The organism is Halomonas sp. H10-9-1, assembly GCF_040147005.1.
Taxonomy (GTDB): Bacteria; Pseudomonadota; Gammaproteobacteria; order Pseudomonadales; family Halomonadaceae; genus Halomonas.
Genome location: NZ_JAMSHO010000001.1, coordinates 1 through 20141 on the forward strand (window position 1 = coordinate 1; position 20141 = coordinate 20141).

15 protein-coding genes are annotated in these 20141 nt (G+C 63.8%); 10 read left to right on the forward strand and 5 right to left on the reverse strand.

Annotated elements, in window-relative coordinates:
* The 4 genes from dnaA to gyrB all read left to right on the forward strand — a co-directional run.
* On the forward strand, positions 1 to 1467 hold a 1467-nt coding region (gene dnaA / locus NFH66_RS00005), incomplete at its 5' end, for a chromosomal replication initiator protein DnaA (protein ID WP_349607338.1).
* Between the two features lie 106 nt (positions 1468 to 1573).
* Positions 1574 to 2677 carry a DNA polymerase III subunit beta gene (gene dnaN, locus NFH66_RS00010; RefSeq protein ID WP_349607340.1) on the forward strand — a complete coding sequence of 368 codons (1104 nt, stop codon included), beginning with the start codon at positions 1574 to 1576 and terminating at the stop codon, positions 2675 to 2677.
* A 48-nt stretch (positions 2678 to 2725) separates the two neighbouring features.
* Complete coding sequence (gene recF, locus NFH66_RS00015; protein ID WP_349607341.1) at positions 2726 to 3841, forward strand: DNA replication/repair protein RecF; 1116 nt, start codon at positions 2726 to 2728, stop codon at positions 3839 to 3841.
* Positions 3842 to 3854: 13 nt separating this feature from the next.
* Positions 3855 to 6275 carry a DNA topoisomerase (ATP-hydrolyzing) subunit B gene (gene gyrB, locus NFH66_RS00020; protein ID WP_349607342.1) on the forward strand — a complete coding sequence of 807 codons (2421 nt, stop codon included), beginning with the start codon at positions 3855 to 3857 and terminating at the stop codon, positions 6273 to 6275.
* Positions 6276 to 6397: 122 nt separating this feature from the next.
* Here the strand turns inward: gyrB and gmhB are convergent, their stop codons facing one another.
* The 3 genes from gmhB to glyQ form a co-directional block, all read right to left on the reverse strand.
* Positions 6398 to 6967 carry a D-glycero-beta-D-manno-heptose 1,7-bisphosphate 7-phosphatase gene (gene gmhB / locus NFH66_RS00025; protein WP_349607344.1) on the reverse strand — a complete coding sequence of 190 codons (570 nt, stop codon included), beginning with the start codon at positions 6965 to 6967 and terminating at the stop codon, positions 6398 to 6400.
* A 371-nt stretch (positions 6968 to 7338) separates the two neighbouring features.
* A complete protein-coding gene (gene glyS, locus NFH66_RS00030) occupies positions 7339 to 9405 on the reverse strand; it encodes a glycine--tRNA ligase subunit beta (protein WP_349607346.1) in 2067 nt (688 codons plus the stop codon).
* A 2-nt stretch (positions 9406 to 9407) separates the two neighbouring features.
* The gene (gene glyQ, locus NFH66_RS00035; RefSeq protein WP_349607348.1) at positions 9408 to 10382 is read right to left on the reverse strand and encodes a glycine--tRNA ligase subunit alpha; all 975 of its coding nucleotides are present in this window, start codon (positions 10380 to 10382) and stop codon (positions 9408 to 9410) included.
* A 100-nt stretch (positions 10383 to 10482) separates the two neighbouring features.
* On the opposite strand from glyQ, the gene rfaD reads away from it, so the two are divergent.
* Together rfaD and waaF are read left to right on the forward strand one after the other, a co-directional pair.
* A complete protein-coding gene (rfaD, locus tag NFH66_RS00040) occupies positions 10483 to 11439 on the forward strand; it encodes an ADP-glyceromanno-heptose 6-epimerase (RefSeq protein ID WP_349607350.1) in 957 nt (318 codons plus the stop codon).
* A complete protein-coding gene (gene waaF, locus NFH66_RS00045; protein WP_349607352.1) occupies positions 11432 to 12490 on the forward strand; it encodes a lipopolysaccharide heptosyltransferase II in 1059 nt (352 codons plus the stop codon). The genes rfaD and waaF overlap by 8 nt, the downstream gene beginning before the upstream one ends.
* A 60-nt stretch (positions 12491 to 12550) precedes the next feature.
* Here waaF and NFH66_RS00050 read toward each other — a convergent pair whose 3' ends face one another.
* Positions 12551 to 14128, reverse strand: a complete 1578-nt coding sequence (locus NFH66_RS00050; protein ID WP_349611613.1) for a sulfatase-like hydrolase/transferase — start codon at positions 14126 to 14128, stop codon at positions 12551 to 12553.
* Between the two features lie 156 nt (positions 14129 to 14284).
* Between NFH66_RS00050 and NFH66_RS00055 the strand changes: the two genes are divergently transcribed.
* Positions 14285 to 15487, forward strand: a complete 1203-nt coding sequence (locus tag NFH66_RS00055) for an ISL3 family transposase (protein ID WP_349607353.1) — start codon at positions 14285 to 14287, stop codon at positions 15485 to 15487.
* Between the two features lie 168 nt (positions 15488 to 15655).
* On the forward strand, positions 15656 to 16438 hold the full coding sequence (locus tag NFH66_RS00060) for a glycosyltransferase family 2 protein (RefSeq protein ID WP_349607355.1): 783 nt from the start codon (positions 15656 to 15658) through the stop codon (positions 16436 to 16438).
* Here the strand turns inward: NFH66_RS00060 and NFH66_RS00065 are convergent.
* On the reverse strand, positions 16389 to 17483 hold the full coding sequence (locus NFH66_RS00065) for a glycosyltransferase family 9 protein (protein ID WP_349607356.1): 1095 nt from the start codon (positions 17481 to 17483) through the stop codon (positions 16389 to 16391). The genes NFH66_RS00060 and NFH66_RS00065 overlap by 50 nt on opposite strands.
* Before the next feature lie 36 nt (positions 17484 to 17519).
* Here NFH66_RS00065 and NFH66_RS00070 point away from each other — a divergent pair, with 36 nt between their 5' ends.
* Positions 17520 to 18641 carry a glycosyltransferase family 4 protein gene (locus tag NFH66_RS00070; RefSeq protein ID WP_349607357.1) on the forward strand — a complete coding sequence of 374 codons (1122 nt, stop codon included), beginning with the start codon at positions 17520 to 17522 and terminating at the stop codon, positions 18639 to 18641.
* A 167-nt stretch (positions 18642 to 18808) separates the two neighbouring features.
* Positions 18809 to 20095, forward strand: coding sequence for an O-antigen ligase family protein (locus NFH66_RS00075; RefSeq protein ID WP_349607359.1), 1287 nt, complete (start codon positions 18809 to 18811; stop codon positions 20093 to 20095).
* Positions 20096 to 20141 lie beyond the last annotated feature (46 nt).

The following is a 20141-nucleotide window of genomic DNA, read 5'->3' on the forward strand; positions in this document are numbered from 1 at the left end:
GTGTCGCTGGCTCTCTGGCAACAGTGTCTGGATACCCTGCAGGACGAGTTGAGCTCACAGCAGTTCAACACCTGGATTCGCCCGCTCCAGGCGGAGGAAGGCGATGGGGGAGAGCTGTGCCTGCTGGCACCCAATCGTTTCGTGCGTGACTGGGTGAGCGACAAGTTCGCCAAGCGGATCAGCGAACTGTTGCGTGAGCTGTCGCCGGCGCGGCCGCCCAAGGTGGTGCTGAGTGTCGGCAGCCGACGTGCCGCGCCGCGCCCCCAGCCACGAGAGCTTGGTACGCCGGTGTCGGCAACTCCGCGTCGACCGGCGGCCCCGGCCGTGCATACCCGGTCGAGTGGCGAAATGGTCGACGAGGCCGAGATCGAGGCCAGTCGGGAGGAGCCGACGGCCCGGCGGCCAGGTGGCGAGCGTCAGGTCCAGGTGGAGGGGAGCCTCAAGCACACCAGCGGCCTCAATCCCAACTTCACCTTCGAGACCTTCGTGGAGGGCAAGTCGAACCAGCTGGCCCGAGCCGCCTCCCGACAGGTGTCGGAGAACCCTGGTGGTGCCTATAACCCGCTGTTCCTCTATGGCGGGGTGGGCCTGGGCAAGACTCACCTGATGCATGCCGTGGGCAACGCCCTGGCCGGACGCCGCGAGAATGCGCGCGTGGTCTATCTGCACTCCGAGCGCTTCGTGGCCGACATGGTCAAGGCGCTGCAGCTCAACGCGATCAACGACTTCAAGCGTTTCTATCGTAGTGTTGATGCCCTGCTGATCGACGATATCCAATTCTTCGCCGGCAAGGAGCGCTCACAGGAGGAGTTCTTTCACACCTTCAATGCCCTGCTCGAGGGCGGTCAGCAGATGATCCTGACTTCCGACCGCTATCCCAAGGAGATCAGCGGCGTGGAAGAGCGCCTCAAGTCCCGCTTCGGCTGGGGCCTGACGGTAGCCATCGAGCCCCCGGAGCTCGAGACCCGAGTCGCCATCCTGATGAAGAAGGCCGATCAGGCCAAGGTCGACCTGCCCCATGATGCCGCCTTCTTCATCGCCCAGAAGATCCGCTCCAATGTGCGCGAGCTGGAAGGGGCGCTGAAGAAGGTGATCGCCGACTCTCACTTCATGGGCAAGCCGATCACCCAGGACTTCATCCGCGAATCGCTCAAGGACCTGCTGGCCCTGCAGGACAAGCAGGTCGGGGTCGACAATATCCAGCGCACCGTGGCCGAATACTACAAGATCAAGCTCGCCGACCTGCTCTCCAAGCGCCGCTCGCGTTCGGTGGCGCGCCCTCGCCAGGTCGCCATGGCCCTGGCCAAGGAGCTGACCAACCACAGCCTGCCGGAGATTGGCGATGCCTTCGGGGGGCGCGACCACACCACGGTGCTGCACGCCTGCCGCAAGGTGAAGCAGCTCCAGGAGGAGAGCTCCGATATCCGCGAGGACTACAAGAACCTGCTGCGGCTGCTGACCAGCTGATCGCTCTGCCCTCCGAGACACCGCCGGCTTGTGGTTTAATGGTCGCTATGCCGTTCGGCCGGACCCCTGCCGGCTGCAACCCTTCAGGACAAGACGTGGAGCCGACATGAAATTTTCCATCTCCCGCGAAGCGCTGCTGCGACCGCTGACGCTGGTGGCCGGCGTGGTGGAGCGCCGCCAGACCCTGCCGGTCCTTTCCAACGTACTGATTCAGGTAGGGCAGGAGGAGGTCGCGCTGACCGGTACCGACCTGGAAGTGGAACTGATCGGGCGCACCGTGGCCACTCGGGTGGATGAGCCAGGCGGCGTCACCGTGCCGGCCCGCAAGCTGATGGATATTTGCAAGTCGCTGCCCGACCAGGCCGAGATCCAGCTCTCCCTGGAGGAGGGCCGGGCGGTGCTGCGCAGCGGGCGTTCGCGCTTCACGCTTTCCACCCTGCCGGTCGCGGAGTTCCCGAGCATCGAGGACAGCCAGGGCAGCACCGAGCTGAGCCTGCCGCGGGGCATGCTCAAGCACCTGATCGACGCCACCTCCTTCGCCATGGCCCAGCAGGATGTGCGCTACTACCTCAACGGCATGCTCCTCGAGATGCGTGACAACCTGATCCGTGCGGTGGCGACCGACGGTCACCGACTGGCGGTGTGCTCGCGGCCGGCCGAGCTGCACGTGGCAGCGCCCCAGAAGCTGATCGTTCCGCGCAAGGGCATCCTCGAGTTGGTGCGACTCCTCGATGACGGCGAGGACCCGGTCAGCCTGACCCTGGGGGCCAGCCACATCCGCGCCCACACCGGTGACTTCACCTTCACCTCCAAGCTGGTCGACGGCAAGTTCCCCGACTACGAGCGCGTGGTGCCCCGCGGTGGCAACAAGGTCTTCATCGCCGACCGTGCCGTGCTGCGCCAGGTGCTGTCACGTACCGCCATCCTCTCCAACGAGAAGTATCGTGGGGTGCGTCTCCATCTCGAGGAGGGCAACCTCAAGGTGATGGCCAACAACCCCGAGCAGGAAGAGGCCGAGGAGAACATCGTCATCGAGTACAGCGGAGACTCCCTGGAGATCGGCTTCAATGTCGGTTACCTGGTCGATGTGCTCAATGCCATCGATGAAGATCGCGTGCAGATGACCCTGGCGGATTCCAACAGCAGTGCGCTGATGGAGGAGCCGGGTGGCGGCGATGCCCTCTACGTCGTCATGCCGATGCGGTTGTGACCCACCCAGGGCGGCCCGAGCGGGCCGCCGCGTTCTACCGCTCCCCCCATGCCTCTTGATCATCTCGTCTTCCATGGTCTTCGCAATCTGCAACCTGTTGATTTGAAACCAGGTTTTCAAGTCAATCTGATCGTTGGCGAGAATGGCAGTGGCAAGACCAGCCTGCTGGAAGGCATCCATATCCTGGGAATGGGGCGCTCCTTTCGCACCCGCAACATGCGCCATGTCATCGCTCATGATGGCGATGAGCTGATGGTTCATGGGCGGCTTGCCGGGGAGCCTCCGGTACCGTTCGGCGTCCGTCGAAGGCGCAGCGAGGACGAGCTGGAGATCCGCCTCTCCGGCGAGCGCGTCGGCCGTCTATCGCGCCTGGTAGAGACGCTACCCCTACAGCTGATCAACCCCGATGCTTTCCGACTCCTCGAAGGTTCCCCGGCCGGGCGCCGCGAATTCCTGGACTGGGGAGTGTTTCACGTGAAACACGACTTCCTGGAGGCCTGGCAGCGGACCCGCCGTGCGCTGAAACATCGGAACGCTCTGCTGAGGCATGGTAGAATGGACGCTGATTCCATGGCGGCCTGGGAGCGAGAGCTGGTGCACTGGAGCGAGCGAATCGATGCCATGCGCGCCGCCTGGGTCACCGCCTTTCTGCCGGTCTTCGAGGAGACCCTCAATGGCCTGTTGCCGCTGAAGGATCTTCAGTTGCGCTACTCCCGCGGCTGGGATCGACGGAGATCGCTGGGCGACCTGCTGCGGCAGGGGCGCGACGTCGATCGCCAGATGGGATTTACCCAGCAGGGCCCGCAGCGGGCGGACTTGGCCATTCGCCTCGGCAAGCGCCCCGCTATCGAGGTGCTCTCCCGTGGGCAGCAGAAGTTGGTGGTCAGTGCCCTGAAGCTGGCGCAGGGGCGGCTCCTGGAGGCCAGTACGGGACGCCGCTGCGTCTACCTGATTGACGACCTTCCGGCGGAGCTGGACGATTCGCATCGGCGACTGTTCTGCCGCTGGCTGGAAAACATGCGCTGCCAGGTGTTCATCACCACCATCAACCACGATGCCCTGGCGGATCTGTGGCAGGCCGAGACCCCGGTCGAGATGTTTCACGTGAAACGCTCGGCGTCCGGAAGCGGCAAGTTGCTGCCACTGGAACGACAGATTTCATGACGGAGCAGTGTCAATGAGCGAACAGGCCTACGACTCAACGAGCATCAAGGTACTCAAGGGGCTGGATGCCGTACGCAAGCGTCCCGGCATGTATATCGGGGATACCGATGACGGCACCGGGCTCCATCATATGGTGTTCGAGCTGGTGGATAACTCCATCGATGAGGCGTTGGCCGGATACTGCAGCGAGATCCGCGTTATCATTCATCCCGACGAATCGATAACGGTGAGCGACAACGGCCGCGGGATCCCGACGGATATCCATGAGGAGGAGGGGGTTTCTGCCGCCGAAGTGATCATGACGGTGCTCCATGCCGGTGGCAAGTTCGATGACAACTCCTACAAGGTCTCCGGTGGCCTGCATGGCGTCGGGGTCTCGGTGGTCAACGCACTCTCCGAGGAGCTTCGCCTGACGGTGTGGCGTGCCGGTGCCGTCTACGAGCAACTCTATCGTCACGGGGTGCCCCAGGCGCCGCTGTCGGTGGTAGGCAAGACCGAAAAGTCTGGTACCCGGGTGCACTTCCGCCCCTCGCCACAGACCTTCGGCAATATCGAGTTCCATTTCGATATCCTGGCCAAGCGTCTTCGCGAGCTCTCCTTCCTCAACTCCGGGGTGGCGATTCGCCTGATCGACGAGCGCTCCGGCAAGGAGGAGCTGTTCCACTATGTGGGCGGCCTCAAGGCCTTCGTCGACCACCTCAACACCAACAAGACGGTGCTCAACCCCGTCTTCCACTTCAACGCCGAGCGCGAAGATGGTGTCGGGGTGGAAGTGGCGATGCAGTGGAGTGACTCCTTCAACGAGAATATCTTCTGCTACACCAACAACATTCCGCAGCGCGATGGGGGTACCCACCTGGCGGGCTTCCGCGCCGCATTGACCCGTACCCTCAATAGCTACATCGAGTCGGAGGGGCTGCTGAAGAAGTCGAAGATCAGCACCGCTGGCGACGACGCCAGGGAAGGGTTGACGGCGATCATCTCGGTGAAGGTGCCGGACCCCAAGTTCTCCTCCCAGACCAAGGACAAGCTGGTCTCTTCCGAGGTGAAGACGGCGGTCGAGCAGGAGATGGCGCGCCTGTTCGGCGAGTACCTGATCGAGAGGCCCAACGAGGCCAAGGCGATCGTCAACAAGATGCTCGATGCCGCCCGCGCCCGTGAAGCGGCACGCAAGGCGCGTGACATGACGCGCCGCAAGGGGGCGCTGGATATCGCCGGACTCCCGGGCAAGCTCGCCGACTGCCAGGAGAAGGACCCAAGTCTCTCCGAGCTGTTCCTGGTGGAGGGTGACTCCGCAGGTGGCAGCGCCAAGCAGGGCCGTGACCGTCGTACCCAGGCGATCCTGCCCCTCAAGGGCAAGATCCTCAACGTCGAGAAGGCCCGCTTCGACAAGATGCTCTCCTCTGCGGAAGTTGGCACCCTGATCACCGCCTTGGGTTGCGGTATCGGTCGCGAGGAGTTCAATCCCGACAAGCTGCGCTACCACTCGATCATCATCATGACCGATGCCGATGTGGATGGCTCGCATATCCGCACCCTGCTGCTGACCTTCTTCTTCCGTCAGATGTCCCAGCTGATCGAGCGTGGTCATGTGTTCATCGCTCAGCCTCCTCTCTACAAGGTGAAGCGCGGCAAGCAGGAGCTCTATCTCAAGGATGAGCAGGCGATGACCGACTACCTCACCACCACGGCCCTGGATGGTGCGCGCCTCTACGTCAACGCCGATGCCCCGGGGATTAGTGGTGCCCAGCTCGAAGCGCTGGTCAACCAGTATCGAGATGTCATGCGCCGTATCGATCGTCTGTCGCGGGTCTATCCCAACGAGGTGCTGCGCAAGATCGTGCATGCGGCGCCGCTCGACGGCGAGGCGAGCCTACGTGACAGGGTCACCATGCAGAACTGGATCGAGGGGCTGCAGAGGGAGATGGATGCGTTGCTCGCCTATGAGGGCGGTCCGCGCTATACCTTCCGCCTCGAGGACGATAGTGAGCGAGGTCTCTTCTTGCCGGCGGTGACCCTTGCCGCGCATGGCGTGGCCACCGACTACGTGTGTGGCGTCGACTTCTTTACCAGTGCCGATTATCGGGCCATGACCGGCCTGGGGGAGACCCTGGACGGGCTGCTGGAGGAGGGGGCCTACGTTGCTCGCGGCGAGCGTCAGCGCAGCGTGGCGAGCTTCTATGACGCTCTCGAGTGGCTGATGAACGAGGCGCAGCGCGGCCTCTCGATCCAGCGCTACAAGGGCCTGGGCGAGATGAATCCCGACCAGCTCTGGGAGACCACCATGAATCCCGAGACGCGGCGCATGCTGCGGGTCTCCATCGAGGATGCCGTTGGTGCCGACATGATGTTCAACACCCTGATGGGTGACGAAGTCGAGCCGCGGCGTGACTTTATCGAGCGCTTTGCCCTGGTGGCCAATCTCGACGTATGATGCCATGTTTCACGTGAAACACGCTTGAGCGCCAAGCGAAAAGCCCGCCATCGATGGTTCGATGGCGGGCTTTTTCGTCGAGGGCCGCCTTGAGTGGCGATCTTGCTGGGCCTGGTGCCTCGTTATCCCTCTCGAGCCAGTAGCCAGTCGGCGAATTCGCCCAGATCTTTGAAGACGTGTGCCTTGCTATCCGCTGTCGTCAGCTCCGGATGTTTGGCGAGTGTCGTTTCCCCCTTGCCGCTGCGTACCAATACCGGCCGGCAACCCATGGCGTCGCCTGCCTGCAGGTCACGCAGGCTATCACCCACCATCCAGCTTCCGGACAGGGTGGCAAGCCCGAGGGTATCGCGAACCTGCTCCAGCAGCCCGGGAAGCGGCTTGCGGCAGAGGCAGTCGTCATCCGGGCCATGCGGGCACCAGGCGATGTGGGCGATCTGGCCACCGGCTTCGGCAACCAAGCGGTGCAATTCGGCATGCATCTCGGACAGGGTGGCCTCGGTATAGTACCCGCGGGCAATCCCCGACTGGTTGGTCGCCACTGCCACCGTCCAGCCGGCCCGGCTCAGCCGAGCGATGGCGTCGATGGCGCCGGGGTAGGGGATCCACTCCGCCAGTGACTTCACATAGTCATCGGAGTCGTGATTGATGACGCCGTCGCGGTCCAGGATCACCAGGCGTTGGGGGGAAAGCATCCGATAGGGCTCCTGTGTCTGGTGTATAGGGGAGTGTTTCACGTGGAACATCACCTGCCAAGGAGCAAGGAGCAAGGAGCAAGGAGCAAGGAGCAAGGAGCAAGGAGCAGGGAGCAGGGAGCAGGGAGCAGGGAGCAGGGAGCAGGGAGCAGGGAGCAGGGAGCAGGGAGCAGGGAGCAGGGCATCGCCGCGAATGGTGACATATGCCGCTGGCTCTGTTGTGCTTGTCCTCGGGCGTGATGTTCCACGTGAAACATCGTTGGGTACAGCAGTACATCCTTGATGGACGGCATGTTTCATGTGGAACACCCCAGCCATGAAAAAGGCCGGCAGCTGTTGCTGCCGGCCTCGATGGTGCTGTGGGGGTGCGGTTACTGCTGGAGTTGCGCGATATCGGCAACCTCGAGGAACAGTGCACGCAGGTCGGCCAGCAGGGCGAGGCGGTTGCTGCGCACGCCTTCGTCATCGGCCATGACCATCACCTGGTCGAAGAAGGCATCCACCGGCTCGCGAAGGCCAGCCAGAGCGTCCAGGGCCTCCTGGTAGCGGGCCTCGGCAAACAACGGTGTGACGATGTCACGGTGGGCGTTGACCGCCTCGTGCAGGGCCTTCTCGGCAGCCTCCAGCAGCCGGGTGGTGTCGACGGCACTACCCACCTCGTCGGCCTGCTTGGCGAGGATGTTGGAGACACGCTTGTTGGCGGCGGCGAGGGCAGCGGCCTCCTCACGGCCGGCGAAGGACTGTACCGCGCGCAGGCGACGGGCGAAATCCAGCGGGCGCGTGACCGGGCGAGCGCGCACCGCCAGATAGGCCTCGGTAGAGATACCCTCGTCATGTCCCCAGGCGCGGAAGCGGTCGAGCATGTAGTCCAGCACTTCATCCACCAGCTTCTCGGCGTAGGGAAGCTCCTGATGCTGGGCCGCGGCCAGGTCGAGCAGTTCGCGCAGGTCGAGGTCGAGCTCACCCTTGATCAGGATGTTGAGGACACCGATGGCGGCACGCCGCAGCGCGAAGGGATCCTTGGTGCCGGTGGGGCGGGCGCCGATGCCGAAGATCCCGGTCAGGGTGTCGAGACGGTCGGCCAGGGCCAGCGCCTGGCCGGTACGGCTCTGCGGAATGGCATCGCTGGCGAAGCGCGGCAGGTACTGCTCCTCCATGGCCTGGGCGACCTCGGCGGGCTCGCCATCCTGGGTGGCATAGTAGCGCCCCATGGTGCCTTGCAGCTCGGGAAACTCGAGCACCATCTCGGTGACCAGGTCGCACTTCGCCAGTTCGGCGGCGCGGCGTGCATGGCTGGCCTCGCCATCGATCTGGCCGGCAATGAAGGCAGCCACCGCGGCGCTGCGGTGTGCCTTGTCGGCAAGGGTGCCGAGCTGTTTCTGGAAGACCACACCGGCGAGCTCATCGGTGCGCGAGGCCAGGCTGCGCTTGCGGTCGGTGTCGTAGAAGAAGACGGCATCGGCCAGGCGCGGACGGATCACCTTCTCGTTGCCTTCGATGACCCGCGAAGGGTCGCTGCTGTCGATGTTGGAGATGGTGATGAACAGCGGCTTGAGGCGGCCCTGGTCATCGAGCAGGTGGAAGTACTTCTGGTTCGCCTTCATCGAGGAGATCAGGCACTCGGCGGGCACCTCGAGGAAGCGTTCATCGAAGCTGCCAGTGAGTGCCACGGGCCACTCGACCAGACCGCTGACCTCGACCAGCAGAGTCTCGTCGATCACCGCGCTGGCTTCCTGGACCTCGGCCTCGGAGAGCACCTGTTCGCGGATGCGCTCGCGGCGTATGTCACGGTCGGCCAGCACCCAGGCCTGCTCCAGGCTGGCGAGGTAGTCGTCGGCATGCGCCAGTTCGATGGCCTCGGGAGCATGGAAACGATGGCCGTAGGTGGTGCGGCCGGCCTCGAGGCCTAGTGCCTGAGCCGCGATGGTCTCGCTGCCGTAGAGCACAACCAGCCAGTGCACCGGGCGGGAAAATTCCACCCGCGAGGCGCCCCAGCGCATGTTCTTGGGTACCGGCAGGGAGGCCACGGCCTTCTGCAGGATATCCGGCAGCAGGGCGGCGATGGTCTCGCCCTGCTGCTGTTCGCGGTAGCCAAGCCAGGTGCCCTTGTCGGTCTCCAGGTGGATCAGCTGATCCACGTCGACACCACAGGAGCGGGCGAAGCCCTCGGCGGCCTTGGTGGGCTGGCCATCCTTGAAGGCGGCCGCCAGTGCCGGACCGCGCTTCTCCACCTCGCGATCGGGTTGCCTGTCGGCCAGCGCCTCGATGCGCACCGCCAGACGGCGCGGCGTGGCATAGGCGCGAACCTCGCCATGGGCGACATCGGCCTCGCGCAGGCCGCGATGCAGGCCATCGGCCAGAGCATCGGAGAGGGTGTCGATGGCATTCGGGGGAAGCTCCTCGACGCCCAGTTCAACCAGTAGGGTGTTGGCAGCCATGCTCAAGTATCTCCCTGTTCAAGCAGTTCGCGGCGCAGCGCCTCGGGGGCCAGCGGGAAGCCGGCGGCCTTGCGCGACTCGAAATAGGCGTGGGCCACGTCACGCGCCATGGTGCGTACGCGCAGGATGTAGCGCTGGCGTTCGGTCACCGAGATGGCGTGGCGGGCGTCGAGCAGGTTGAAGGTGTGGGAGGCCTTGAGCACCTGTTCGTAGGCCGGCAGCGGCAGGTTGGCCGCGAGCAGCCGGGCACAGTCACGCTCCTGCTGATCGAAGGCGCCGAACAGGAAGTCGACGTCGGCGTGCTCGAAGTTGTAGGCAGACTGCTCGCGCTCGTTCTGCAGGTAGACGTCGCCGTAGGTGACCCGCGAGCCATCCGGGGCGATGGTCCATACCAGGTCGTAGACGCTGTCCACATCCTGCAGGTACATGGCGATCCGCTCGAGGCCGTAGGTCAGCTCGCCGGTCACGGGGAAGCACTCGATGCCGCCGGCCTGCTGGAAGTAGGTGAACTGCGTCACCTCCATGCCGTTGAGCCAGATCTCCCAGCCGAGCCCCCAGGCACCCAGGGTAGGGGATTCCCAGTTGTCCTCGACGAAGCGGATGTCATGGACCAGCGGGTCGAGCCCCAGGCGCTCGAGGGAGCCGAGGTAGAGCTCCTGGAACTCGGCGGGGGAGGGTTTCATCACCACCTGGAACTGGTAGTAGTGCTGCAGGCGGTTGGGGTTCTCTCCATAGCGGCCGTCAGTAGGGCGGCGCGAGGGCTGCACGTAGGCGGCGTTCCAGGTCTCGGGGCCGATGGAGCGCAGGAAGGTCGACGGATGGAAGGTGCCGGCACCTACCTCCATGTCCAGCGGCTGCATCACCACGCAGCCCTGTTCGGCCCAGTACTGCTGGAGGGCCAGGATCAACCCCTGAAAGGTCGAGACGTCTGCCGCCGACCCGGGGGCCGAGGTCGACGTAGGTGTCGAGAGTATCATTGGGAAAAGCACCGTTGGCCATGAATTCACAGGGCGTCAAGTATACAATCACCGGAAGATCGGTTATAGGCGCACGCCCCGAGACAGAGGATTCTCATCCATGATCGTAGTGACAGGCGGGGCCGGCTTCATCGGCTCGAATCTGGTCAAGGCACTCAATCAGCGCGGCCATCAGGACGTGATGGTGGTCGACGACCTGCGCGACGGAACCAAGTTCGTCAACCTGGCCGACTGCACCCTCGGCGACTATCTGGACAAGGACGACTTCCGCCGCCGGGTGGAGGCCGAGCTGCGCGGTGAGCACTCGCAGTTGCCGAAGATCGAGGCGATCTTCCATGAGGGGGCCTGCTCGGATACCACCGAGTGGGATGGCCACTTCATGCTCGATAACAATTTCGAGTACTCCAAGGTGTTGCTGCACTTCTGCCAGCAGCGTGGGATCCCCTTCATCTATGCCTCGTCGGCGGCCACCTATGGTGGCAGCGAGGTATTCGTGGAGGCCCCGGAGCACGAGAGACCGCTCAACGTCTATGGCTACTCCAAGCTGCTGTTCGACCAGTATGTACGCGCCCACCACGATTCGTTTCGCAGCCAGGTAGTCGGCTTCCGTTACTTCAATGTCTATGGCCCCCGGGAGCAGCACAAGGGCAAGATGGCCAGCGTCGCCTATCACCACCACACCCAGATCAGTGCCGGGCAGGAGGTCAGGCTGTTCGGTGCCTGGGACGGTTATGAGGCGGGCATGCAGAGCCGTGACTTCGTCTATGTGGGCGACGTGGTGGACGTGAATCTCTGGTTCCTCGACAACCCCGAGGAGTCCGGCATCTACAACCTGGGCAGTGGGCGCGCCGAGCCCTTCAAGGCCATCGGTGAAGCGGTGATCGACTACTACGGCCGCGGGGCCATCGAGTACATCGATTTTCCCGAGGAGCTGAAGGGGCGCTACCAGAGCTACACCCGGGCCGATATCTCGCGGCTGCGCGAGGCCGGATACGACCGCGAATTCCGCACCGTGGCCGAAGGGGTGCGCGAATACCTGGAGTGGCTGAATGGTTGAGTCGGCCACGCTGGGCAAAGTGGCGAGCGGCGAGCGCATCCTGGTGGTCGGCCCCTCCTGGGTCGGCGACATGGTGATGGCCCAGAGCCTGTTGATGACGCTACGCGCACGCCATCCCGGGGTAACGCTGGCCGTGATGGCGCCGGGCTGGTCGTTGCCGATCCTCGAGCGCATGCCCGAGGTAGATGAGGCGATCGCTCTGGACGTGGCACACGGCCAGTTCGGCTGGGCGACGCGGCGCGCCGTGGCCCGCTCCCTGCGCGGCCGCTTCGATCGTGCCATCGTGCTGCCGCGCTCCTGGAAGTCAGCGCTGGTGCCCTTCCTGGCGGGAATTCCTCACCGGGTCGGCTTTCACGGTGAGCAGCGTTTTGGGCTGCTCAACCAGCGTCGTCGCCTCGACAAGCACGCGCTCGACCAGACGGTGAAACGGTTCGTCTCGCTGGGACTGCCTGCCGATGAAGCGGCCACGGGCAGCTTCACGATACCCCAGCCCCGACTGGAGGTGGATGCCGGCAACCAGGCCGAGCTGCGCGAGCGACTGGGCCTCTCCTCGGCCCCGGCCATCGGCATGATGCCCGGAGCCGAGTACGGTCCCGCCAAGCAGTGGCCGCTGGAGCACTTCCGCACCCTTGCCGAGCACTTGGTGGCCGATGGCTTCGAGGTGCGCGTGCTGGGTGGGCCCAAGGATGTCGAGGCGGGAGATGCCATCGCCGGGGGCCTGGCGGGTGCCCATAACCTGTGCGGCAGGACGCGTCTGGCCGACGCGGTGGACCTGCTGGCCGACTGCGAGCAGGTGGTCACCAACGATTCGGGCCTGATGCACGTGGCGGCGGCGGTGGGGACCCGGGTGCAGGCGCTCTACGGCTCCTCCTCGCCGGCCTACACGCCGCCGCTGACCGGCAACGCCGAGATCCACTACCTGGCCGTGGAGTGCTCGCCCTGCTTCGAACGCGTCTGCCCACTCGGACATACTCGCTGCCTGACGGAAATGACTCCCGAACGCCTGCTCCGGGCCATTCACTCTGGGCGAGCGACCATCGCCAAGGTCTGATGCCGACGACGGCATGACCGGGGTCGCCTCGCAGGCCCCATCATCGAGGGCATCCAGGATCTAGCGGGGGGCGGCCTGACCGCTTTCCTGCTGTCTGCTGTCGGGTATCAGGCCTTCCCACAGGCGTTGCTGCAGGGCCGTCTCCTCGTGCATGCGTGCCGCCAGGTCGGCCAGGCCATGCTGTTCCACCAGGGTCGGTTCTGCGCTGAACAGGGAGACGCCTAGCCCTGCGCGGTGACGGTCGATGGTGAAGCCCATCGCCTCCAGGAGGGTGGGAAAGAGATCGATGGTGGCCGCCTGTCGCCGGGTGCGCTGCCCCGCTTCGATGCCTTCACCCAGCAGCATGAAGGTGTTGTCGCGCTCACTGGCGATCAGCTGCTCCCAGGCCGACACGCGCATCGTCAGGTGGTCGCTGGCGATCACCACCAGCGTATTCTCGAGCAGCCCCTCGCCTTCGAGTCGGTCGATCAGGTCGAAGGCGAGCCAAGCCGAGCACTCCACCGAATAGAGAATATCCTCGCCGTCGAACTCGCCCTGGCGCTCCAGGCAGGCCTGGGCCGGATAGCCATTGGGCGCGTGACCGGTGATGCTCAGGCTGATCACGCCCCAGGGGCCCGCATCTTCCTCGTCCAGGCGGCGGATCTCCTCGATGGTGAAGTCGTAGAGGCTGTCGTCGAAGAGCCCCCAGTCGTTGACGTAGTCGCTGTCCTCGAGGCGTGATTCGAGTTCGGCGCGGCCCATGACCCTATCGAAAGCGTGGCCCCGGTAGAAGATTCCCTTGCCGGCAAACTCGGTGCTGGCCCCGCCCAGGAAGCTGAGGCGGTAGCCCTGTTCATCCAGCAGATCGCCCAGGCAACGAATGCCGGGTACCACACGCCCCAGCGGTTCGAACTGGTTGTCGTGGAGCAGCCCCGCCGGCATCAGCGGGGTGCCGCACTGGCTGGCGATCATGCCGGCCATGGTCCAGCCCGTGTTCTCCAGCTGGCGCACCCCCTCGAAGACGTGGCCGCGGCGGCCCAGGGCGTCGAGGAAGGCATAGGCATCACCGAAGCGCGTGCGATCGCCATAGGTGCGCTCGATGCTCTCCAGGTAGAGCAGCAGCAGGTTGGGAGGGTCTTTCGGTGCCTGTTCGACCGTGGGGGCCACGTAGCGGCGGTCCAGCCAGGCCCCGTCATCGGTGACGATGGCCGCACTGCGTTGCCCCATGCTGTAGAACAGCGGGTTGCTGACGATCAGCACCAGCACCAGCAACCTGTCGGCGAGTCGCCAGCGGTGGTCGCGGCGTGCCAGCCAGGTGAAAGCGGCCAGCAGCGCCAGCATCGCCAGGGTATAGAGCGCCGCCGCCAGAAGGCGGCCGCTACCGCCGTGCTCGGCGATCCCGGCCTGCAGGTGGAAGAAGATCGCCCCGATCTCGACGATGCCGAAGCTCTCGGCCAGATAGACGTAGACGCCCCACAGGCAGAGAGGCACCAGCGACCAGGGCCAGACCCTAACTGGCGGCCTGGGGTTCGCCGGCTTGCCCCAACGCAGCAGCCAGCCCAGACCCAGCCAGGCGCCGGCGATAGGCACCAGGCTCCATACCGGCAGCACCGCCACGGTGACGATGGCGTAGCCAAGGCAGAGCCCGATCACGAGCAGGGCCCACCAGCGGGGATGGTGGAAGTAAGAAAAGGTTCTTCGCAGACTGGCGTGAAAGCGAAGCAACCTTAGGCAGAGGCGGGATAGAGAAACGGCGGTAAATCCGAGTAAACTGATGTTCACCACAAACCCCAGCCTACGGATACCGCCGTTGCCATGGATGCTACCCCGCTCTGCCTGTTCTGGAAAGGTTTCACCGTCGCCCATCACGAATTCCTGGATGAGCAAACACTACGGCTCCAGTTGGCGCCTGATGACCTGATCCCGCCAGTCTGCAGCGGCTGTGACCATGCCTGCTTTCTCGTCCATGACGTGCATCACCGTCGCGTCCGAGAGGCGCCGTTGCTGATCTACCGGGTGGAGCTGGAGGTGCCGGTACGTCGCCTGCGCTGCCCCGTCTGCGGCCCGACACGCGAGCGCATTGACTGGTTGCCGGGTCGTTCACCGGTGACCACCACGCTGCGCCAGTGGGTGGAGCGTCTGGTCGAGTTGCTGCCGATCCGGCATGTCGCCGACTTGGTCGGCCTGCACTGGCATACCGTCAAGGCCATCGATAAGCAGCGCCTACAGCGTGACCTGCCGGCGCCGGACCCGACGCGGCTGCGTCGCCTGATGATGGACGAGTTCGCCCTCCACAAGGGGCACCGCTACGCCACGGTGATTGCGTGTGCCGACACCCAGCAGGTGGTGTGGATCGGCGAAGGTCGCTCCCGGGAGGCGATCCGCCCGTTCTTCGAATGGTTGGGTGATGCGCGACAGCAGATCGAGGCCGTCGCCATGGACATGAACGCGTCTTTCGATCTCGAAGTGAAGGACCAGTGCCCTAACGCCGAGGTGGTCTACGACCGCTTCCATGTCGTGGCCAAGTACGGGCGTGAAGTGATGGACCGGGTGCGCGTCGATCAGGCCAATCAGCTGCGCGACGACAAGGCGGCCCGCAAGGTGATCAAGGGCAGCCGCTGGCTGCTGCTGCGCAATCAAGACAACCTCAAGCCTGAGCAAGCGGTGAAGCTGGAGGAACTGCTGGCCGCCAATGCCTCACTGACCAAGGTGTATCTGCTCAAAGACCAGCTCAAGACACTGTGGTTTGCCGAGGACGAGGCGACGGCACGCAGCGGTTGGCAAGAGTGGGCCGGTATGGCGTTGAGCAGCGGTATCGACGCCTTGGTGCGCTTCACCAAGAAGCTGGAGCCCTACTTGGATGGCATCGTATCCAGTGCTCGCCACCGGCTAAACACCAGCGTGCTGGAAGGTATGAACAACCGAATCAAGGTCATCAAGCGGATGGCCTACGGGTACCGCGACACGGCGTACTTCTTCCTGAAGATCCGTGCCGCGTTTCCCGGCAAAATGCGATGAACCTAAGAAAAGGGGGTGGACTGGTTCATGGCGGTTTCGGCTTTTGGTTATCCTGTCAGCTTACCAACTCTTGGTCCTACCTCGCAGCGTCACGATTCACGTTTATGGTGACGACTGGGGCCAGCGCTTACACTGGTTTTTTTCATTCCCATGCTGGAAGGAGTGTCGATGTCCATCGCTGCCGTGTTGATCGTCAAGAACGAAGCAGAGCATCTGCGTGCTTGCCTGGAGACCCTGGGCTGGGTCGACGAGATCGTGGTGGTAGATGCTGGCAGTGATGACGCTACTTGCGCTATTGCGCGGGAGTTTACCGATCACGTAGTGGTAGAGGATGATTGGCAGGGTTTCGGTATGCAGCGCCAGCGAGCCCAGACGCTGGTGGTGAGCGACTGGATTCTGATGATAGATGCCGACGAACGCGTCAGCCCGGCGCTGAGGGCCAGCGTACAGGCGGCGGTCGGCGAGGGCATGCCGGCGATCTACACCGTGTCGCGCCTATCCTGGTGCTTTGGCGCCTACATCCGGCATTCCGGCTGGTATCCGGATCGTGTCGCCCGGCTCTATCCCCGCGGGCGTGCGGGCTACAATGACGCCCTGGTGCACGAGAAACTCGAGAATCCCCAGGCGCTGCCTGTGCGCCCCTTGCAGGGGGATCTGCTGCACTACACTTACCGCGACCTGCGCCACTACCTCGAGAAGTCGGCCCACTATGCCCAGGCCTGGGCCGAGCAGCGGGCCGCGCGAGGGAAGCGCGGCAACCTCGCCGCCGGCATCGGGCACGGTATCGGTTGCTTCCTGCGCATGTACCTGCTCAAGGCGGGGTTTCTCGATGGCCGCCAGGGACTGCTGCTGGCACTGCTTTCGGCCCACTCCACCTTCGCCAAGTATGCCGATCTCTGGGTCAGGACCCGGACCGCCCCTCCACCGGAAGATGGCGCAGCAGGCCGCTGATTGCCTCCGCAGCGGCAGTGATATCGATGCTTGCCATGTCCTGCTCGCCGGCATCCGCGGGCGGGCAGAAAGCGAGGCGGTGAGCTGCCCGGTTGCAGGTCTGCCAGCGCAGCGGGGTGGCAGAGCGTCGCGAGGGATAGAACCCGGCGGTGGCGATATCCAGGCAGCCGGCGATGTGGAGCGGGCCAGTGGAGCCAGCGATGAAGAGGTCTGCCGCCGCCAGCGTCTGGGCGAAGTCATCCAGGCCGGCCCGCGGCGGCAGGCGATGTGCCTCGAGGCCGGCCTTGCGCAGCGGTGCCAGGATCGCCTCGGCGGTGGGCTCCTCTCCGGGACCGGCGGTCAGCACCCACTGGGCACGTTTCTCCATCGGCAGGCCGGTATCCACCTCCTGCACCAGCCGCACGTACTGCGCGGGGGAGAGGTTGACCGCCGAGCCGCCGCTGCCTCCGTGCAGGAACCCCCAGGGCCGCGCCGGGTCGAGGGCCAGCTCCTCGGCGATGCGCCGACGCTGGGCCCGGCGCTCGCCTTCCGGGAGGGGCCACCAGGGCGGCTCGGGGGCGGCGGCTGGGGCAAGGTCGAACTCGCCCAGCAGCGCCTCGGCGAGCTCGACGTTGTAGCGGTACTCCGGCTTTTCCGAGCGCGACCTGCGCTGCACCACCCTTCGGTTGTAGAATAGCTGCGCCCACTTGGTGGCGGGCGCCAGGCGCAGCGGGATGCCCGCGCGCCAGCCCAGCCAGCCGATGCGCGGCGTGGAGAAGAGGGTGAGCAGGGCGTCGAAGCGTGCTGCCTTCACCTCAACCAGCAGCCGGCGCTGCTCGACGCGGGAGGCGCCATCGCCCGGGTCGATCAGCACCTCGTCGATCCAGGGGCAGAGGCGCGCCATGGGCGACGTATAGGCCGGCACCAGCACGCTCACATGGGGGGCGGGGCTTGCCGCCTTGAGACGGGCCAGGGCCGGCCAGGCGAGCATGAAGTCGCCGAGCTTGTCATTGCGAACCACCAGCAGGCGCGGCGCGGCGCCCCGGGCGGTGGAAGTAGCAGTCATGCGGGCTCCCGAGCCCCAATACCGGAAGGAGTGATCGTGTCGCACAAGGTTCTACACGTCTGCCTCTCCAGCGGCTGGGGCGGACTGGAAATGTATCCGTCACGGATTATACCCGAGCTGGCCCGCCAGGGGTGGCAGGCCCATGGCCTGGCCCTGGCCGGCTCCCGGGTTGCCGCGAGCTTCCGCGAGGCCGGCGTCGAGCCGCTGCTGGTGCCCTCCCGAGGGCGTGCATTGTTGGCCGTGCCGAGCCTGCTGCGCTACTTGAGTAAGCACGATATCGGCGTGATCCACTGCCACAAGTCCAGCGACCTGCGCCTTGGCGCGTTGCTGGTGACGCTGCGCCCCTCGCTGCGACTCTTCTTCACCGATCATATGGGAGTCACCCGTCCCAAGAAGGACCTCTACCACCGCTGGGCCTACGGCAAGGTTACCCGGCTGCTTTCCATCAGCGAGGCGACCCGCAGGCGCAACCTGGCGGCCTTCCCCCTGCCTCCCGAGCGGATCCGGCGGCTCTACCTGGGCATCGATCCGGCCCCCTATGCGCCCCGTCTCGATGACGAGGCGCGTCTTGCGCTGCGCCGGGAGCTGGGCGTGTCCGATGGCGCTGTGGCTATCGGCCTGCCTGGCCGGCTGACACCGGGCAAGGGACAGTGCGTCTGGCTCGAGGCTTTGGCTCGGCTGAGCGAGACGCACCCCGGTATCGCTTGGCACGGAGTGCTGATTGGCGGCGTGATGGCCGCGGAGGGCAGCAATGAAGAGTACGTGGCCGAGCTTCGCCAGCGCGTGGTCGCGCTGGGTCTCGAACCGCGTATCACCTTCGCTGGCTTTCGATGCGACCTCCCGAGGCTGTTTGAGGCGCTGGATATCGTCTGTGTGCCCTCGCGGAACGAAGCCTTCGGGCTTACCGTGATCGAGGCCATGGCCGCCGGCAAGGCAGTCGTGGGCAGCAACAGCGGAGCAATCCCCGAGCTACTTGGTGGCTCGACCGGCCGGTTGGTCGCACCCGATGATACTCAGTGCTGGGCGGAGATGATGGCCGAGCTGGCCGCGGATACCACGCTCCGATCGCGACTGGGAGGGGCTGCACGCGAGAAAGTATTGAAGGACTTTACCCTACCAAGCCATGTGACCAATTTGGTCGAAGAATATTTAGCTTAGTCATGCAGTCGAGAGATGGCTTTCGAGGTGGACTTATGTTGGATGAGTGATGTAAATGCAAATTAGGTGTAGGGACCAGAATGATGGGTAAAATAAAAAGATGCACTGCGATGCTTGGCGATAATGCTGGTAGAGTAGCAACTGGATATTAAAAGAGGGATGGGCTGATGAATCCAGTAAGAGAATGGAGTGAGGCCTTGTCTCTGTATACGAGTTTAGCTGTATTCCTGTTGGGTGCTCTATCTCTGGTGGCGCCCAGCGGATATTCGCTGGGCGCGTTGATGCTGGTTATGGCTGTGCCCGGTTTGGTTATGCTCCGCAGAAAGGTTGCTTTGCATGGTGCAGATCTAGCAGTGATGTGCGTGATGCTTGCGTATGCGTTAGTGGGCGTTATTTGGGCTTTTGGCCTTGGCAGTGGTTTGCGAGATATTGATAAGCCCATACGTTTTGCTTTTGCAGTGCTGGCACTGATGGTGGTGATTTCCTATCCTCCTCGTCTAGCTTGGTTATGGGCGGGAGTTTCAATAGGGGCGATAGGTGCTGGTAGCTGGGCTGGTTGGCAGAAGCTAGTTGAAGGTATCTCTCGGGCAACAGGTCATACTCATACTATTCAGTTCGGTAACATCAGTATGTTGCTAGGATTGATGTGCTTGGCGGGACTTGGCTGGGCTATACTCCAGCGCCATCGCCTCGTGTGGTTGGGGTTGCTGATTTTGGGCTCGGTACTCGGTGTGTCGGGCTCTATTTTTTCCGGAAGTCGAGGTGGCTGGGTTGGAGTGCCCTTCATGCTATTGGTTTTGTACCGTGCTTATGGCCGGCAAATACCGAGGAATTGGCGAGTGGGGCTGCAGATATTGGTGGCGATGGTATGCTTAATGGTGATCATGATTCCCCAGACTGGTGTGCTAGCGCGAGTTTTGGAGGCCTTTAGTGATATCGCCCTCTATTTTTCAGGTGAGAACTTGGTTACCTCAGTGGGGCTTCGTTTCGAGATGTGGCAAGGAGCAACGCAGCTTATCGCCGAGCGACCACTGCTGGGCTGGGGGGAGCAGGGGTATCATACAGCTATGAAGGAGTTAGCCTATGGAGGTGCCATACACGTTGACGCGGCCCGCTATGGTCATGCTCACAATGAGTTTCTTGACGCATTCGCCAAGCGAGGAGTGATAGGTTTGGCTGTTCTACTGGCGCTCTATCTGGTGCCGCTTCGTCTCTTTGTGGCTCAGTTGCGGGTGTCGGATTTGAACCAGCGCTCACTGGCTGCTGCTGGGACACTGCTATGCGTGGCTTATATTGATTTTGGGCTTTCTCAGACATTTCTTGAGCACAACAGCGGAGTGATGATGTTTGCCTTTCTGATGGCCGTGCTGTGGGGGAGTTTGAGCGCTTTGATGAACTCTCAAACTTTTTGTTCTCTTGCTGGCTCTACAACTGATGTGCGGAACAATCTATGATTGGTAGATCAAAGATCGGTAAAACGGCGGTCCTCTGTTTCTCGCC

Excerpts from the sequence above, each read along its gene's own strand:
- dnaN (WP_349607340.1), top strand. The coding sequence starts at position 1,574 with ATGAAATTTTCCATCTCCCGCGAAGCGCTGCTGCGACCGCTGACGCTG.
- recF (WP_349607341.1), top strand. The coding sequence starts at position 2,726 with ATGCCTCTTGATCATCTCGTCTTCCATGGTCTTCGCAATCTGCAACCT.
- gyrB (WP_349607342.1), top strand. The coding sequence starts at position 3,855 with ATGAGCGAACAGGCCTACGACTCAACGAGCATCAAGGTACTCAAGGGG.
- gmhB (WP_349607344.1), bottom strand. The coding sequence starts at position 6,967 with ATGCTTTCCCCCCAACGCCTGGTGATCCTGGACCGCGACGGCGTCATC.
- glyS (WP_349607346.1), bottom strand. The coding sequence starts at position 9,405 with ATGGCTGCCAACACCCTACTGGTTGAACTGGGCGTCGAGGAGCTTCCC.
- glyQ (WP_349607348.1), bottom strand. The coding sequence starts at position 10,382 with ATGATACTCTCGACACCTACGTCGACCTCGGCCCCCGGGTCGGCGGCA.
- rfaD (WP_349607350.1), top strand. The coding sequence starts at position 10,483 with ATGATCGTAGTGACAGGCGGGGCCGGCTTCATCGGCTCGAATCTGGTC.
- waaF (WP_349607352.1), top strand. The coding sequence starts at position 11,432 with ATGGTTGAGTCGGCCACGCTGGGCAAAGTGGCGAGCGGCGAGCGCATC.
- NFH66_RS00055 (WP_349607353.1), top strand. The coding sequence starts at position 14,285 with ATGGATGCTACCCCGCTCTGCCTGTTCTGGAAAGGTTTCACCGTCGCC.
- NFH66_RS00060 (WP_349607355.1), top strand. The coding sequence starts at position 15,656 with ATGTCCATCGCTGCCGTGTTGATCGTCAAGAACGAAGCAGAGCATCTG.
- NFH66_RS00065 (WP_349607356.1), bottom strand. The coding sequence starts at position 17,483 with ATGACTGCTACTTCCACCGCCCGGGGCGCCGCGCCGCGCCTGCTGGTG.
- NFH66_RS00075 (WP_349607359.1), top strand. The coding sequence starts at position 18,809 with ATGAATCCAGTAAGAGAATGGAGTGAGGCCTTGTCTCTGTATACGAGT.